The following is a 14,029-nucleotide window of genomic DNA, read 5'->3' on the forward strand; positions in this document are numbered from 1 at the left end:
GTAATGATAATTAATAAACCGCTCCCCAGGTGGTAAGATTATAAAAGAGGAACGGTTCATGAAGCGTCTTTGTTATAGATTCCTTTCTAATAAAATTCCAACTTGTTCTGCGACAATGTGAGGTTTCCGGGGTAATTCATTCGTGAAATAGGATTCCACGATACCAACGATCGCTGTACCAAAGAACGTAAGAATAACTCCTTTTGTTAGTCCTTTATTTTTCCCTTCCGTTATATTCACCTCATCTTCCAGTTCTTCAATGACGAGTGCCAGGAAGCGATTGCGGAAAAAAGGGGCTCCTTTACTCCGTAACATAGCCGAGAAGAATGAATAATGAACTTCAAAATAATCGAACCAAAGTACATTGCTTTCTATAAAATCCAGATCGGATGCTTCCTTGCACAATCTTCTTAGTTCATCGATATGTTCTTCGATTAATTTATCCAGCAAGTCGAATTTGTCCGAATAGTGATGGTATATCGTTCTGCGGCCGACATTCGCATAATCAGAGATATCCTGCATCGTAATGGTATCGAAAGGTTTCTCGTTCATGAGTTTGATAAAAGCGGATTTGATCGCTTCCCGAGACTTAAGTATTCTTCGATCTGTGATAGAAACGATAGTAATCACCATTCTTTCAAGAGAGTAATTGCACAAATGTTGTCCCCTTGCGCAATAAGGCACAGATCAGGTTCATTTGATCCTTGAAGAGGCAGTGCAATTATTTTATATTATACACGAATGTGCGATATCGCACTTATGTGTGCAATCATATTTAGGTCAACATAGGAGCAGGACGGATTAATCAATAAGATCACATTGGAGGTACTTGAAATGGCTAAGCATGAAGAAGTTAGAGATGGAGTTATTTTCCCGGTAGGAGAGAAAAACGAAGCATATGCACAATATTTTGTAGGACAAAGTTATCTCCAATCCTTGGTTGCTGATCCCAAAGTGAATGTGGGTGTTGGGAATGTAACGTTTGAACCGGGATGCAGAAATAACTGGCATATCCACCGTGGTGGATTTCAGCTGTTGTTAGTGACTGGTGGAGAAGGTTGGTATCAGGAAGAAGGAAAACCTGCTCAATTCCTAAAAGCCGGCGATGTTATTGTGACTCATGATGGTGTGAAACACTGGCATGGGGCCGCTAAAGATAGTTGGTTTGAACATATTGCGATCACTGCGGGTACACCGGAATGGTTGGAACCTGTAACGGAAGAAGTGTACGGAAGAGCTACAAAATAAGCGGTGAATAATATGAACAGTAATATGGCGAAAAGGTGACTGAATGTCATCTGGTAAGCCTTCTGTAATGATAGGGAAGTCAAGAAAAGCCTTACCGGGAACGGTAGGGCTTTTTCTGCTTACAACTATAAAAGAATGATAAGGAATACTAGGGATAGAATTCCCAAGTTTTAATTCAATAGGTTTTACATGAGATATTCATTAGTTTAATCACTTTTCAAAGTGGGCTGGCTGAAACTACTATATAAGGAAGCGATGGGCAGGTCATATAAAAAAATGCTGAAGCAACAGTATTCAACATGGCCAACGGACAAGTTAGAATTGCATAGTATTCTGCTTAATTGGAGCTTAAATGGCTTCCCTATATCTCTTCCGATAGTTCGATGGGGAGACTCCAAAGCGGCTGGAGAATTGCCGGGAGAAATAGTCGGGTGAATGGAAACCAACCGCCAGAGCAATCTCGGTAATGGGCCTGAGGGTATATTGAAGTAATGGTTCAGCTTGTTTCAAGCGATACTTCATTAACGTTTCCATGATGGAATCTCCCACTTGTTCCTTGAACAAATGAGACAGACGGGAAGGGGATAAACACACCCTCTTGCCCAAATCTTCGATAAGAATATGATCCATGTAATCCCGAGATATAATGTTTAGCACTTCCTGAACGCGTGAATCCAGTTCCTTCTTCGATTGATTCTGACTGGCGACCAACAAGATGACCTCTTCCAGTGCATTCAATGTCAGCTCATCCCTCAACATGGAATCCTCGTATAATCTGTAGGAGATCACTCTGCTAAAAGCCGATTCAATCGCTCTCCGGGAGCTTTCCTTGTCGAAATGGAGTTGAAAGATCGGGCCATCTGTATTGCTGGAGGGTATCCAATCCATCCAAGGTAGACGTGGAATGAAGTGAGCCCACATTTTATCCCATACATGTCCTTGCTCGGTGAAATAGTCTTGCGCGGTTCCAGGAGAAACAATGGTTAACGTTCCAGCTGTACAGCTCAGGTATCCACTGGCTCCATTATGAATACGTCCTTTTCCCGATAAAGTATATATGATTAGCCAATCCTTGGTTCCCTGTGCACGATGACAGGAGTATCCATAGGGCTGAAAATAATGGTCGGACACCAGAATACCAGGAGGATGTGTGTATTGTTGTCTTGTTGAAAAAATAGCAGGATTGTCTGGTTTGTTAGCCATATCCTCATTCCTTTCGATTCAGTACATATTCTAAAATAATATACGAGAATCACTTGCAATGAAAGCTTATATATCAGTGAAAGCAAGAGGTGGACCGTATGTTAGATCAACAGCATAACAGGAGAATAGTTCAACTTGCGGGGGAGTGGAAATACGTACTGGATCCCCAGGATATCGGCGAAACCGAAGAATGGTACGAGTCGTTCGTTTCCCAATCAAAGAATCTGGTAACACTTCCTGGTACGCTGACAGTCAACGGCATTGGAGACGCAACGGAATGGGGCGATGAGATGAATCGGGAGACGGTCCGTTCTCTACGGCAGCGGTATTCCTATATTGGATCAGCATGGTACGAATACGAAATCCATGTGCCTGCTGAATGGGTTGAAAAACGATTTGTCATATATCTTGAGCGGATCATGTTCCAATCCACCTTATGGGTGAACGGTCAACTTGCCGGACAGCAAGACCATTTATCGGTTGCTCATGAATATGACGTGAGTACATTCATTCAATCAGGAAAGGTCAACCGGTTCACCCTTCGGATTGATAATCGGGATGTTCAGAATCTGGGTAGTCATTCGAGCGCTTATACAGAAGAGACGCAGACGATCTGGAATGGGATTATAGGCCGGATGGAGCTACATATTTCAGAGCAGTTCTGGGTCAATAATATACAGGTCTTCCCAGAGCCGGATCTGCGCTCCGTTGTATTGAAGGGTACATGTCATAATAAAACCGATACTGAAGCTCATGCCAGTTTGCAAATATCCGCACATATCAAACAGGGCGTAGCACCGCATGCGGTTCCTGAGATAGAAAAAAGTATCCATGTCTCCGCCTCATCCTCCGAGAACTTTGAATGGAAAGTGGATATGGGTGAAAATCCCTTGTTATGGGACGAATTCAACCCCAATATCTATGAGTTGAGAATAGAAGCAAATGTATTATTGGAAAAATGCAATCTCATTCACATTGCAGAAAATCAGACATTTGGCATGCGATATTTTCATCGCAAGGACAGAGAATTGCAGATGAATGGAAGGCCTATCTTTTTGCGAGGAACCTTGGAATGTTGCATCTTCCCGCATACAGGTCATCCGCCGATGGACATTGAATCATGGCTCAAGCTGTTTCAGACAGTTAAGAACTATGGATTGAACCATATCCGTTTTCACTCCTGGTGCCCACCTGAAGCTGCATTCGAAGCAGCTGATCAATTGGGGGTCTACCTGCAAGTCGAGTCTCCCATGTGGATGGATACGTGGAATATGGCAGTTGGGGCCCACCCAGAGCACTACACGTACTTGCCTCAGGAGGCTCGACGAATTGCTCATGTCTACGGGAATCATCCTTCCTTTTGTATCTACAGTAATGGCAATGAATTGAATGGTGACTTCGACCTGTTGCACAGGATGGTAGAAGACTTGAAATCGTTCGATGACAGACGGTTATACACGCTCACCACCAATTGGGATCGGCAGCTTGATCCAGCGGATGATCTGTTTATAGCCCAATCGGTTGATGGCATTGGTGTTCGCGGGCAATATTTCCCGGAAGAATTAGCGTTGTCCACGCAGCTAGACTTCCGAGGCGCCGTAGCCAATCGACCAGTACCTGTTATTTCACATGAAGTGGGACAGTATGCTGTCTACCCGGATGTACAAGAGATGGAGAAGTATAGCGGAGCGTTACGTCCCGTTAATCTGGAGGTCATCCACGCAGATATGAAAAAAAGAGGCTTGCTTGGTGACCTTCGTTCATTCGTCCACGGTTCAGGCATGTTGGCGTTGCAATTATATCGCGATGAGATCGAAGCTGCCCTACGCACGCCGAGTCTTGGAGGATTTCAGTTGCTGGATTTGCATGATTTCCCTGGTCAGAGCACCGCAACCGTGGGTCTGCTTAATGCATTTTGGGAATCCAAGGGCTTGATTGAACCTCAACAATTCCGAGAGTTTTGCGGGCCCACGGTACTTTTGCTTCGCATGCCGAAACGCATCTATACGAATACAGAGCTGTATGTGGCAGAGATCAACATTGCCCATTTTGGTGTAAAAGAACTTCCGCCATCCTCCATCCAGTGGACAATTGCAGATGGGCAGGGCCGCACGCTCGATTCAGGTTCTCTGCTTACAGATACAATTCCTCTTGGATCAGGTCAACCGTTAGGTCGCTTGGTTTCAGACGCGCCACATCGAATACAGAAAAGCGACAGACTGACGATATCTTTGGTACTGGAAGGTAGCGAAATACGAAATGAATGGCCGTTCTGGGTATATGAATGCAGCGGGCAGAATCAGGAACTTCCTCAGGGCATAGTGCTGAAACGAAGTCTGGACAAAGGAATGGAACAAACCCTTGAAGAGGGAGGGAGCGTTTTATTTCTGGCGAAGGATAGTGACTTAAGAAATACGACCCCAGGGAAGTTCTATCCGGTGTTTTGGAGTCCGGCACATTTTGCAACTGAAGCTCCGTGTGGCATTATGGTTGATGCTGAACATCTGGCCTTGAGCGGCTTCCCGACCAGGGAGTACGCGGAATATCCATGGAAGGACCTGCTGGAGCGATCCGTAACTCTTGTCGTGAACGATGACATTGCATTTAACCCGATTGTTCAGGTCATACCCAACTTTGTTCACAACCGAAAACTGATGAATCTTGCGGAATATACCATTGGAAAAGGAAAGCTGATCATCTGCGGAATCGATATCGAGAATGATATGGACAGTCGACCTGTCGCAGCGCAGCTTCGCAAAAGCTTAATCGACTATATGTCCTCAGATTCTTTTGCCCCCAAAGTATCGATGGAGTTGAATGAGCTTCGCCAATTGCTTGAGAAGAATGAGCAACCTGCCATGACAGGAAGTGCAGATCTATGTACTTCGGAGCATGAGCTTGCCTGCGGGAAGTTCGCATCAAGCGATAGCATGAACGAAGGCAATGATGCCACGTATGGAAACGATGGTGTCGATGAAACGTTCTGGCAGGCACAAGACAATCATCCAGGCCACTGGTGGCAGGTGGATTTGTTGCAGGAACGTTCCATCACAGGAAGCAAAGTAAGATTTCATGAGGAGGGTAACTTCCTATATGTGATTCAGGTTTCAAGCGATGCAATCGAATGGCGTCTGGTCGTCAACCAGACGGGGCAGACGTCACATGAACAGATACGGATGGATCAATTCGAAGCAAAGGGCAGGTATGTAAGAATCGTATATAATGGGTTACCGAAGGGAGTTAGGGCAGGACATCGTGCATTTGAAGTGTATGGCAGCTGATTCAAGCAATATGAATTGAAGGAAAAATAACGTTACCTTCAAGTAACGTTATTTTTCTTCATGAGAAAGTAAGAGGTACGAATATTTTGCGTAACATTGAGCTTAGTTAATAACTTGGTTTCTTTTTAAAAGCCCCCATAATTGTTCCGCTACCTCTTCCGAGGACTGAGGCATATCATTCATAATCCACCATTCAATGATGCCGACAAAGGCTGATGCCATAAATTGAGTGACGAATTCTTTGCTGTAGCTGCTATTGTCACCATCCATATTAATATTCATCCGGATGTGTGTTGTTACGAGTTCCAACATCTGTTCACGAAACGCAGGAATTCCTTTGTTAGAGAGCATTGAAGCGTAAAAACGATGGTGCTCTTCGAAATATCGAATTACAGGTAGAAAAGAGGATTGAATGAGATCAATCGTTTCACCATTCGCATTCGTTGTCGTGGTTGCGGATATCATTTTGTTCAAGTTCTCTTCGATGCACTTGTTCAACAGATCATACTTATCACTGTAATGAAAGTATACCGTTCCCCGATTGATGTTAGCTCGATCAGCAATTTCGTTAATTGTAATGTCCTCAAAATTTTTCTCGGCAATGAGAGAAAGAAAGGACTGGAAGATAGCTTGCTTCGTTTTGACCACTCTTCGATCGATTTTAATGTGCACTTGGTAACCTCCACACCGAGTTATCTAACACTTTGTTATTGAACGTTGGATATCGAACAAAAAGCGCCAGATTAACGATTGTAGTTATTTTTGTACTCCTTATAATAATCAATAAGTCATACTTATTCAACAAGTGTTGGATTACAAAATGCTATGGCTCAGATGATACATCAAGGAGGACAAGTATATGTCACTGGAAATTTTAAAAGCAAAATCCGAATTGAGAGATTTGGTGGACTCGTATGCTACTTTAACCGATGCCAATAAAATTGCAGATCAGATGCTCTTATTCAAGCCGGATACACGATTCAAAGTATATTTTGGTGATCAACTGATGTCTGAAGTAATCGGAACCAAGCAACTGCAAGAAGAGTTTAACGGTCATGTGGCGCTAGTAAAACGTTATTTCACCACGAACGCACAGCATGTAGTGAATGTGGAAGGTGATACTGCAACAGGCGTTGTATTTTCTCAGATTAAAATGGTTAGGGACGAAGACGGCAAAGAAGTTCTCACGGATTATAGTGTTCAATATCATGATGTTTATGTCCGCCAGGGCGAAAAGTGGTTGATACAGGAGCGTACTTCACAATATATCATCATCGAAGCAAGACCACTATAAGCATAATGATATACGCAGAATAATGGTTAAAGAAATGACGAGGACGTTATTTGATGTTCTCGTCATTTTCTATGTTTTGCAGCATGCTATTTCAGGCGTCGAACTGGCAGTAAGGCTTGGATTTGCGTATATTACAATGCATTTTTCAATGGACTTGGAGAAATTTCCAGAATGAAAACGCTTGTCAAACGGATAAGAATATGATAATTTAATGTCTGTAACCGGTTACACATAGAGGAGAGCAACTTATGACAACAATTAAAGACGTAGCTCAACTGGCTGGCGTATCTGTTGCCACCGTATCCAGAGTCATTAATGATAGAGGTTATGTTCATGCGGACACACGCAAGAAAGTGGAAGATGCTGTGAAGGCGCTTAACTTTTCGCCGAATGAAGTGGCCCGCTCATTATATAAGCGCAAGTCCAAACTGATTGGCCTGTTGTTACCGGATATTACCAACCCTTACTTCCCGCAGTTGGCCCGCGGCGTAGAGGACCGGATGCAGGAGCAGGATTACAGACTGATATTCGGAAATAGTGATGAGGATGAACAGAAGGAGCAGGATTACATCCAGACGTTTATCCAAAACAACGTAGTCGGTGTGATCTCTTCAACGAACTACCCTCATTCTTCAATATATGAAAAACTGAAGATTCCCGTCGTGTATCTGGACAGAACTTCACTGGATCGTCCATCCGTGTATGCGGATGGCAGGGAAGGTGGAAGACTAGCTGCAAGGGAGATCATTAACCGCGGCAGTCGCCGGATCACGGTTATGCAAGGACCGTCACAGATTAGACCTGCGCAGGATCGCTTCGAAGGAGCGATTGAAATTATCCGTGATGCAGGACTAGACTATCACGTCATTCAGACGACCTCATTTTCGATTAACGAGGCAGGGGTATGGGCTGAAGAATTATTCAGGAGATATGCTGACACAGACGGAGTTATTGCCAGCAATGACATCGCAGCCATGGCGGTACTACATGAGGCATCACGAATCGGAAGGAAGGTTCCTGATGACGTACAAGTGATCGGTTTCGATGATATTCCGATGAGCAGCCTGTTATCGCCGGCATTGTCCACCATCCGTCAGCCAGCATACGAGATGGGAAGAGAAGCGGCGGGATTACTTATCCAGCTTGTGGAACAAGCTGCAGTAGAGAACAAAAACATACAGTTGCCCGTCAGCTTCATCGAACGAGGCACAACGAGAAAGGTGTGATCAGATGGCTAAAATATGCGTAATTGGAAGCAGTTCGATGGATCTGGTTGTTACTTCTGCAAGACGGCCGGGAGCGGGTGAAACCGTTCTTGGCGATAGCTTCAAAACGGTTCCTGGCGGCAAAGGAGCTAATCAGGCTGTTGCGGCTGCACGACTGGGTGCCGAGGTTGCGATGATCGGCCGGGTAGGCGACGATGCTTTTGGCAAAGATATTTTAGAGAACTTTAGAGCAAATGCTGTAAATACGCAAAATGTGAAACCGGTTACACATTTGGAAAGTGGAACGGCTCATATCATTCTGGCGGAAGGTGATAATAGTATTGTAGTGGTTGAAGCGGCGAATCGCGAAGTCACTCCTGCATATGTCGATGAAGCAGCGGAAGTGATCCGCAATGCAGATATCGTACTAATTCAGCAGGAAATTCCAGAGGAAACGGTTGTGCATGTGAGTGCACGATGTGCTGAATTCGGAACACCTCTACTGCTTAATCCTGCTCCGGCAAGAACATTGCCGCAAGAAGTCATCGACAACGCCGCATATATCACGCCAAATGAGCATGAAGCGGAGATTTTGTTTCAGGGTATGAGTCCGGCAGAGGCATTACGTCAGTATCCTAACAAATTGTTCATCACGGAAGGCAGTAAAGGCGTTCGTTATTTTGATGGCTCAGAAGAAATTTTAGTCCCAACTTATAAAGTGGAGGCAGTAGATACTACTGGGGCAGGGGATACGTTCAATGCCGCATTTGCAGTTGCTTTGGCTGAAGGAAAAGAGTTACAAGAGAGCATCCGCTTCGCCAATCGGGCTGCATCGTTGTCCGTCACCAAGTTCGGAGCGCAGGGCGGCATGCCAACGCGTGATGAAGTAGAGGAGAGCTTGTAATGAAAAGAAATGGCATACTGAATAGTCACATTTCCAAGATACTGTCTGATCTGGGCCATACGGACATGATTGCAATTGCGGATGCAGGTCTACCCGTACCGGACGGGGTGCTCAAAATCGATCTGGCCCTCAAACTGGGGACACCGAGTTTTCGCGAAGTGGTGGAGGTGATCGCAGAAGATATGGTCATTGAGAAAGTCATTGTGGCCGAAGAGATTCGCGAAGGCAATCCTGTAGCCCTGCAATTCATCACGGAGAAATTTGGGGTAGAAGCAATTGATGCTTCTGTCAGCCACGAAAAATTTAAAGCGTTAACCCGGCAGGTGAAGGCGGTCATCCGCACAGGTGAAGCCACACCTTATGCCAATTGCATTTTACAATCGGGAGTCCATTTCGGGTAAAAAGGAGGTTGCGTAATGCACATTCAGATGCAAGACATTCATAAAGCGTTCGGTACCAATCAGGTGCTGAGCGGAGTGGATTTTGAACTAAAAGATGGTGAGGTTCATGCCCTGATGGGGGAGAATGGAGCCGGCAAATCCACACTGATGAACATTCTGATTGGTCTTCATCAGCGAGATCAGGGAACCATCACCATAGACGGAGAAGAAAACTATTTTGCAAGTCCGAAGGAAGCGGAGAAACTGGGCATCACCTTTATACATCAGGAGCTGAACGTATGGCCTGAAATGACAGTGCTGGATAATCTCTTCATCGGTAAGGAACTGACATCATCGTTCGGATTGCTCAATACAAGACAAATGAAAGCGCTTGCCAAAGAACAGTTCGCCAAGCTTTCCGTAGACATACCACTGGAACGTCCTGCGGGAGAGTGCTCTGTCGGGCAGCAACAGATGATCGAGATTGCCAAAGCGCTAATGACAGATGCCAAGGTCATCATTATGGACGAGCCAACAGCAGCACTTACGGAGCGCGAGATCCAGAAGCTATTTGGTGTAATCAGCTCGCTGAAGAAGGAAGGCGTATCCATCGTGTATATTTCTCACCGAATGGAGGAGATATTCACGATCTGTGACCGGATTACCATCATGCGTGACGGAAGAACGGTAGACACACAAGCTATTCCGCAGACAAGCTTTGATGAAGTGGTGCGGAAAATGGTTGGTCGGGAACTTACGGAGCGATATCCTGCCCGGAATCCTTCCTATGGTGAAGTTGTTCTGGAAGTAAGGAATGCAAGCAGCAAAGGGTTGTTTGAGAATATTAACTTCACTGTAAGAGCGGGGGAGATCCTCGGTTTCTCAGGACTTATGGGTTCTGGACGGACAGAGATCATGAGAACCATCTTTGGTTTGGATACGTTGGATAGCGGTGAAATCTTCATCCGCGGCAAAAAAGCGAACATTCGTAAACCGGCAGATGCCGTGAAACATGGAATCGGGTTTATTACAGAAGACCGCAAGGATGAGGGGTTGGTATTAGACTTCTCCATTCGCGAGAATATGGCCTTGCCGAATCTGTTCAGTTTCTCAAGCAAAGGCTTTATCTCAGCTTCGAAAGAACAAGACTTCGTAGATACACTGATCAAACGGCTCCAGATCAAAACGCAATCCTCCGAGACGGCGGCAAGGAATCTATCCGGGGGTAACCAGCAGAAGGTCGTTATCGCGAAATGGGTTGGTATCGGCCCAAGCGTACTTATCCTGGATGAACCCACGCGCGGAGTGGATGTGGGAGCGAAGCGCGAAATCTATGAATTGATGAATGAACTGACAGATCGCGGCGTTGCAATCATTATGGTATCGTCGGAGCTGCCTGAAGTGCTCGGCATGAGCGACCGGATCGCGGTTGTGCATGAAGGACTCATCAGTGGCGAGGTCGCAAGGGAAGTAGCAACACAAGAACACATTATGACATTGGCCACAGGGGGACAGTGATATGACAACAATGCAGGAAAACAAAACGGTCAAGAGCGGCTTCCGTTTCTCACATGTAATACAAAAATTGGGACCGCTGCTCGGCTTAATCATTCTTATTCTCATCGTATCGGTGTTGAATCCAAGTTTCTTGGAACCGCTTAATATTTTGAATCTACTGCGTCAAGTTTCGATTAATGCGCTGATTGCCTTCGGTATGACGTTTGTTATCCTGACGGGCGGAATCGATCTGTCGGTCGGCTCGATCCTGGCTTTATCCAGTGCTTTTGTAGCGAATATGATGTTGTCCGGCCTGGACCCGATCTTGTCCATCATTATTGGTGTAGCGCTTGGTGGTGTCATGGGTATGGTGAACGGACTGATGATTACCAAAGGCAGAATGGCTCCATTTATCGCTACATTGGCAACCATGACGATATTCAGAGGACTGACGTTGGTGTACACGAATGGTAATCCAATTACAGGACTCGGGGATAATCTGTTGTTCCAACTGTTTGGTCGCGGTTATCTGCTGGGTATTCCGGTACCTGCAATTACAATGCTGATTACCTTCATGATTCTGTGGATTGTTTTGCATAAAACGGCTTTTGGCCGCAAAACGTACGCTATTGGTGGTAATGAGAAAGCCTCCATTATCTCGGGTATCAAAGTCAATCGTGTGAAAATTATGATCTACTCCCTGACAGGTATGCTTGCTGCTCTGGCGGGTGCAATTCTGACATCGCGCTTGAACTCAGCACAACCAACCGCAGGTACATCCTACGAGCTGGATGCAATCGCTGCCGTCGTATTGGGTGGTACGAGCCTTGCTGGAGGACGCGGACGCATCGTCGGTACACTGATCGGTGTTTTGATTATCGGCGTGTTGAATAATGGATTGAACTTGCTGGAAGTAAACTCATTTTACCAAATGGTTGTAAAAGGCATCGTCATTGCCATTGCCGTCCTGCTGGACCGCAAGAAAACAGCATAAGGAGAGAAGCGAATATGAAAAAGTGGACTGTAACACTCGTAAGTATGCTGATGATCATCGTTCTGGCCGGGTGCTCTCTGGAGCCACCGGAATGGGCGAAACCTAACCCTAACAAAAGTAACGGACAGAAGAAAATCGGTTTGTCGATATCTACGTTAAACAATCCATTCTTTGTATCACTGAAGGACGGGGTCATGGCAGAAGCCAAAAAACAGGGAATACAGGTCATCGTGGTTGATGCACAGAATGATTCGGCCAAACAAACCAATGACGTAGATGATCTCATTCAGCAAGGCGTTAGTGCACTTCTGATTAACCCTGCGGACTCTGCAGCGATCTCCACAGCGGTTCAATCCGCCAATAGTGTGGGCATTCCCGTGATCACGCTGGATCGCTCCGCAGATAAAGGTGAAGTGGCGGCATTAGTGGCATCTGATAACGTAAAAGGCGGACGTATGGCAGCTGAATACTTCGTAGAACATCTCGGAGAGGGAGCCAAAGTTATTGAACTTGAGGGTGTGCCAGGCGCTTCCGCAACAAGAGAACGGGGTAAAGGCTTCCACGAAGTGGCTGACAAGCAACTCGATGTAGTTTCCAAGCAATCTGCTGATTTCGATCGGTCCAAAGGATTGAATGTCATGGAGAACCTGCTTCAGGGTAATCCTGACGTGCAGGCGGTATTTGCTCATAATGACGAAATGGCACTGGGTGCGATTGAAGCCATTCAAAGCTCAGGTAAAGACATTCCAGTCATCGGCTTCGACGGCAATGATGATGCAATCAAATCCATTCAGGATGGGAAATTGACGGCAACTGTTGCTCAGCAGCCCGTACTGATTGGCCAACTGGCGTTGCAAGCTGCTCTGGATGTACTCAGTGGCAAACAAGTAGAGTCATCGATCCCAGCAGAATTGAAGCTGGTGACGAAGGAAAACGTGAACGAGTAAATCATGATATAGCATGCTTCCCGTTGGGGATAAGAATAGGATTATACCAAGCCGCTAATTTAGCGGCTTTTTTACATTTTGAAAGTGTGTGTGCATCGCTTTACTAGATTATTAGCTTTTAAAAGCACACAAAAAAGGTACCCCAATTGAATTAATGTTCACTTTATAGTTTTGGACTGCTCTAAAATGGTGTTTTTGGATATGTATAACCAATCCATCTGTTGATACACTAGCATGACGTTCTACACAGTCTTCACAATACATAAGGAGGAGCTAATCTCAATTATCCATTCCTGTGCGGAATAGAAAGAAGGTGGCTGACATGCGGCATCTGGTAGAAGAAAATCTTCAATCTGTAAGACAGCAAATGGCACTGGCCTGCCAGGCTTCCGGTCGCAACATAGAGGAAATTCAGTTGTTGCTCGCGACCAAAACGGTACCGCTTGAGAAACTAGAGGTAGCGATTCAAGCAGGTGAGGTTCTATTCGGAGAAAACAAAGCTCAAGAACTCCGAGACAAATTCCCACTCATGCAGCAACACGAACAGGTGGAATGGCATTTTATCGGACATCTGCAAACCAATAAAGTAAAGGACGTTGTTAAATATGCTACGCTCATCCATTCCGTAGATCGTCTGAAACTGGGTCAAGCGTTACATAACCAGCTTCTCAAAGAGAATAAGACCTTAGACATTCTTGTGCAAATTAACACGTCCTACGAAGAAAGTAAATTTGGTGCCTCTCCAGAAACAGCCGTCGATCTTGTAGAACAGTTAACTCAATTCGAAACGTTAAACGTGAAAGGCTTAATGACCATTGGAAAACTGAATGCAACGAACGAAGAAACACGACATTGCTTTCGATTGTTAAACCGTATTCGCACTCAAATTAAAGAGAAAAACATCCCGCGTGTAGAGATGGATATTCTATCGATGGGTATGTCTGGTGACTTCCAAGTCGCCATTGAAGAAGGAGCTACAATGATACGTGTAGGGACAAGTGTATTTGGTCAACGCTACTTACCGGACGAGTATTACTGGAATGAAAACACACGCATCGATGATTAAGTGAGAGGTA

The 14,029-nt window shown here is 45.3% G+C and carries 13 protein-coding genes; 10 read left to right on the forward strand and 3 right to left on the reverse strand.

Features of this window, described 5'->3' with window-relative positions:
• Nucleotides 1-72: 72 nt before the first annotated feature.
• Nucleotides 73-633 carry a TetR/AcrR family transcriptional regulator gene (locus tag NYE45_RS14280; RefSeq protein WP_340017152.1) on the reverse strand — a complete coding sequence of 187 codons (561 nt, stop codon included), beginning with the start codon at nt 631-633 and terminating at the stop codon, nt 73-75.
• A gap of 201 nt (nt 634-834) precedes the next feature.
• Between NYE45_RS14280 and NYE45_RS14285 the strand changes: the two genes are divergently transcribed.
• Complete coding sequence (locus NYE45_RS14285; protein ID WP_340017153.1) at nt 835-1,248, forward strand: cupin domain-containing protein; 414 nt, start codon at nt 835-837, stop codon at nt 1,246-1,248.
• A gap of 348 nt (nt 1,249-1,596) precedes the next feature.
• On the opposite strand, the gene NYE45_RS14290 is transcribed toward NYE45_RS14285, so the two are convergent.
• On the reverse strand, nt 1,597-2,451 hold the full coding sequence (locus tag NYE45_RS14290; protein ID WP_340017154.1) for a helix-turn-helix domain-containing protein: 855 nt from the start codon (nt 2,449-2,451) through the stop codon (nt 1,597-1,599).
• A gap of 98 nt (nt 2,452-2,549) precedes the next feature.
• On the opposite strand from NYE45_RS14290, the gene NYE45_RS14295 reads away from it, so the two are divergent.
• A complete protein-coding gene (locus NYE45_RS14295; protein WP_340017155.1) occupies nt 2,550-5,732 on the forward strand; it encodes a sugar-binding domain-containing protein in 3,183 nt (1,060 codons plus the stop codon).
• 102 nt (nt 5,733-5,834) lie between these two features.
• On the opposite strand, the gene NYE45_RS14300 is transcribed toward NYE45_RS14295, so the two are convergent.
• Complete coding sequence (locus tag NYE45_RS14300; protein WP_340017156.1) at nt 5,835-6,404, reverse strand: TetR/AcrR family transcriptional regulator; 570 nt, start codon at nt 6,402-6,404, stop codon at nt 5,835-5,837.
• Between the two features lie 187 nt (nt 6,405-6,591).
• On the opposite strand from NYE45_RS14300, the gene NYE45_RS14305 reads away from it, so the two are divergent.
• The 8 genes from NYE45_RS14305 to NYE45_RS14340 all read left to right on the forward strand — a co-directional run bounded on the left by NYE45_RS14305 (nt 6,592) and on the right by NYE45_RS14340 (nt 14,019).
• Nucleotides 6,592-7,026, forward strand: a complete 435-nt coding sequence (locus NYE45_RS14305) for a nuclear transport factor 2 family protein (protein ID WP_340017157.1) — start codon at nt 6,592-6,594, stop codon at nt 7,024-7,026.
• Nucleotides 7,027-7,274: 248 nt separating this feature from the next.
• Nucleotides 7,275-8,252, forward strand: coding sequence for a LacI family DNA-binding transcriptional regulator (locus NYE45_RS14310; RefSeq protein ID WP_340017158.1), 978 nt, complete (start codon nt 7,275-7,277; stop codon nt 8,250-8,252).
• A gap of 4 nt (nt 8,253-8,256) precedes the next feature.
• Nucleotides 8,257-9,135 (forward strand): ribokinase, encoded by an 879-nt coding sequence (gene rbsK, locus NYE45_RS14315; RefSeq protein ID WP_340017159.1) that lies wholly within the window; start codon nt 8,257-8,259, stop codon nt 9,133-9,135.
• Nucleotides 9,135-9,536, forward strand: coding sequence for a D-ribose pyranase (rbsD, locus tag NYE45_RS14320; protein WP_340017160.1), 402 nt, complete (start codon nt 9,135-9,137; stop codon nt 9,534-9,536). The genes rbsK and rbsD overlap by 1 nt, the downstream gene beginning before the upstream one ends.
• 15 nt (nt 9,537-9,551) lie before the next feature.
• Nucleotides 9,552-11,033: a sugar ABC transporter ATP-binding protein gene (locus NYE45_RS14325; protein ID WP_340017162.1), complete on the forward strand. Its 1,482-nt coding sequence runs from the start codon at nt 9,552-9,554 to the stop codon at nt 11,031-11,033.
• A gap of 1 nt (nt 11,034) precedes the next feature.
• Entirely contained in the window at nt 11,035-12,006 is a 972-nt protein-coding gene (rbsC, locus tag NYE45_RS14330) for a ribose ABC transporter permease (protein WP_340017163.1), read from the forward strand.
• 14 nt (nt 12,007-12,020) lie between these two features.
• Complete coding sequence (rbsB, locus tag NYE45_RS14335; protein ID WP_340017164.1) at nt 12,021-12,953, forward strand: ribose ABC transporter substrate-binding protein RbsB; 933 nt, start codon at nt 12,021-12,023, stop codon at nt 12,951-12,953.
• A gap of 322 nt (nt 12,954-13,275) precedes the next feature.
• Complete coding sequence (locus NYE45_RS14340; RefSeq protein ID WP_340017165.1) at nt 13,276-14,019, forward strand: YggS family pyridoxal phosphate-dependent enzyme; 744 nt, start codon at nt 13,276-13,278, stop codon at nt 14,017-14,019.
• The last annotated feature ends 10 nt before the right edge of the window (nt 14,020-14,029 follow it).

This window comes from Paenibacillus sp. FSL K6-1318, assembly GCF_037976905.1.
In the GTDB taxonomy this organism is placed as follows: domain Bacteria; phylum Bacillota; class Bacilli; order Paenibacillales; family Paenibacillaceae; genus Paenibacillus; species Paenibacillus amylolyticus_A.

Bases quoted from the DNA above. Each gene is read 5' to 3' on its own strand.
- NYE45_RS14280 (WP_340017152.1), bottom strand. From the start codon at position 633: ATGGTGATTACTATCGTTTCTATCACAGATCGAAGAATACTTAAGTCT.
- NYE45_RS14285 (WP_340017153.1), top strand. From the start codon at position 835: ATGGCTAAGCATGAAGAAGTTAGAGATGGAGTTATTTTCCCGGTAGGA.
- NYE45_RS14290 (WP_340017154.1), bottom strand. From the start codon at position 2,451: ATGGCTAACAAACCAGACAATCCTGCTATTTTTTCAACAAGACAACAA.
- NYE45_RS14295 (WP_340017155.1), top strand. From the start codon at position 2,550: ATGTTAGATCAACAGCATAACAGGAGAATAGTTCAACTTGCGGGGGAG.
- NYE45_RS14305 (WP_340017157.1), top strand. From the start codon at position 6,592: ATGTCACTGGAAATTTTAAAAGCAAAATCCGAATTGAGAGATTTGGTG.
- NYE45_RS14310 (WP_340017158.1), top strand. From the start codon at position 7,275: ATGACAACAATTAAAGACGTAGCTCAACTGGCTGGCGTATCTGTTGCC.
- rbsK (WP_340017159.1), top strand. From the start codon at position 8,257: ATGGCTAAAATATGCGTAATTGGAAGCAGTTCGATGGATCTGGTTGTT.
- rbsD (WP_340017160.1), top strand. From the start codon at position 9,135: ATGAAAAGAAATGGCATACTGAATAGTCACATTTCCAAGATACTGTCT.
- NYE45_RS14325 (WP_340017162.1), top strand. From the start codon at position 9,552: ATGCACATTCAGATGCAAGACATTCATAAAGCGTTCGGTACCAATCAG.
- rbsC (WP_340017163.1), top strand. From the start codon at position 11,035: ATGACAACAATGCAGGAAAACAAAACGGTCAAGAGCGGCTTCCGTTTC.
- rbsB (WP_340017164.1), top strand. From the start codon at position 12,021: ATGAAAAAGTGGACTGTAACACTCGTAAGTATGCTGATGATCATCGTT.
- NYE45_RS14340 (WP_340017165.1), top strand. From the start codon at position 13,276: ATGCGGCATCTGGTAGAAGAAAATCTTCAATCTGTAAGACAGCAAATG.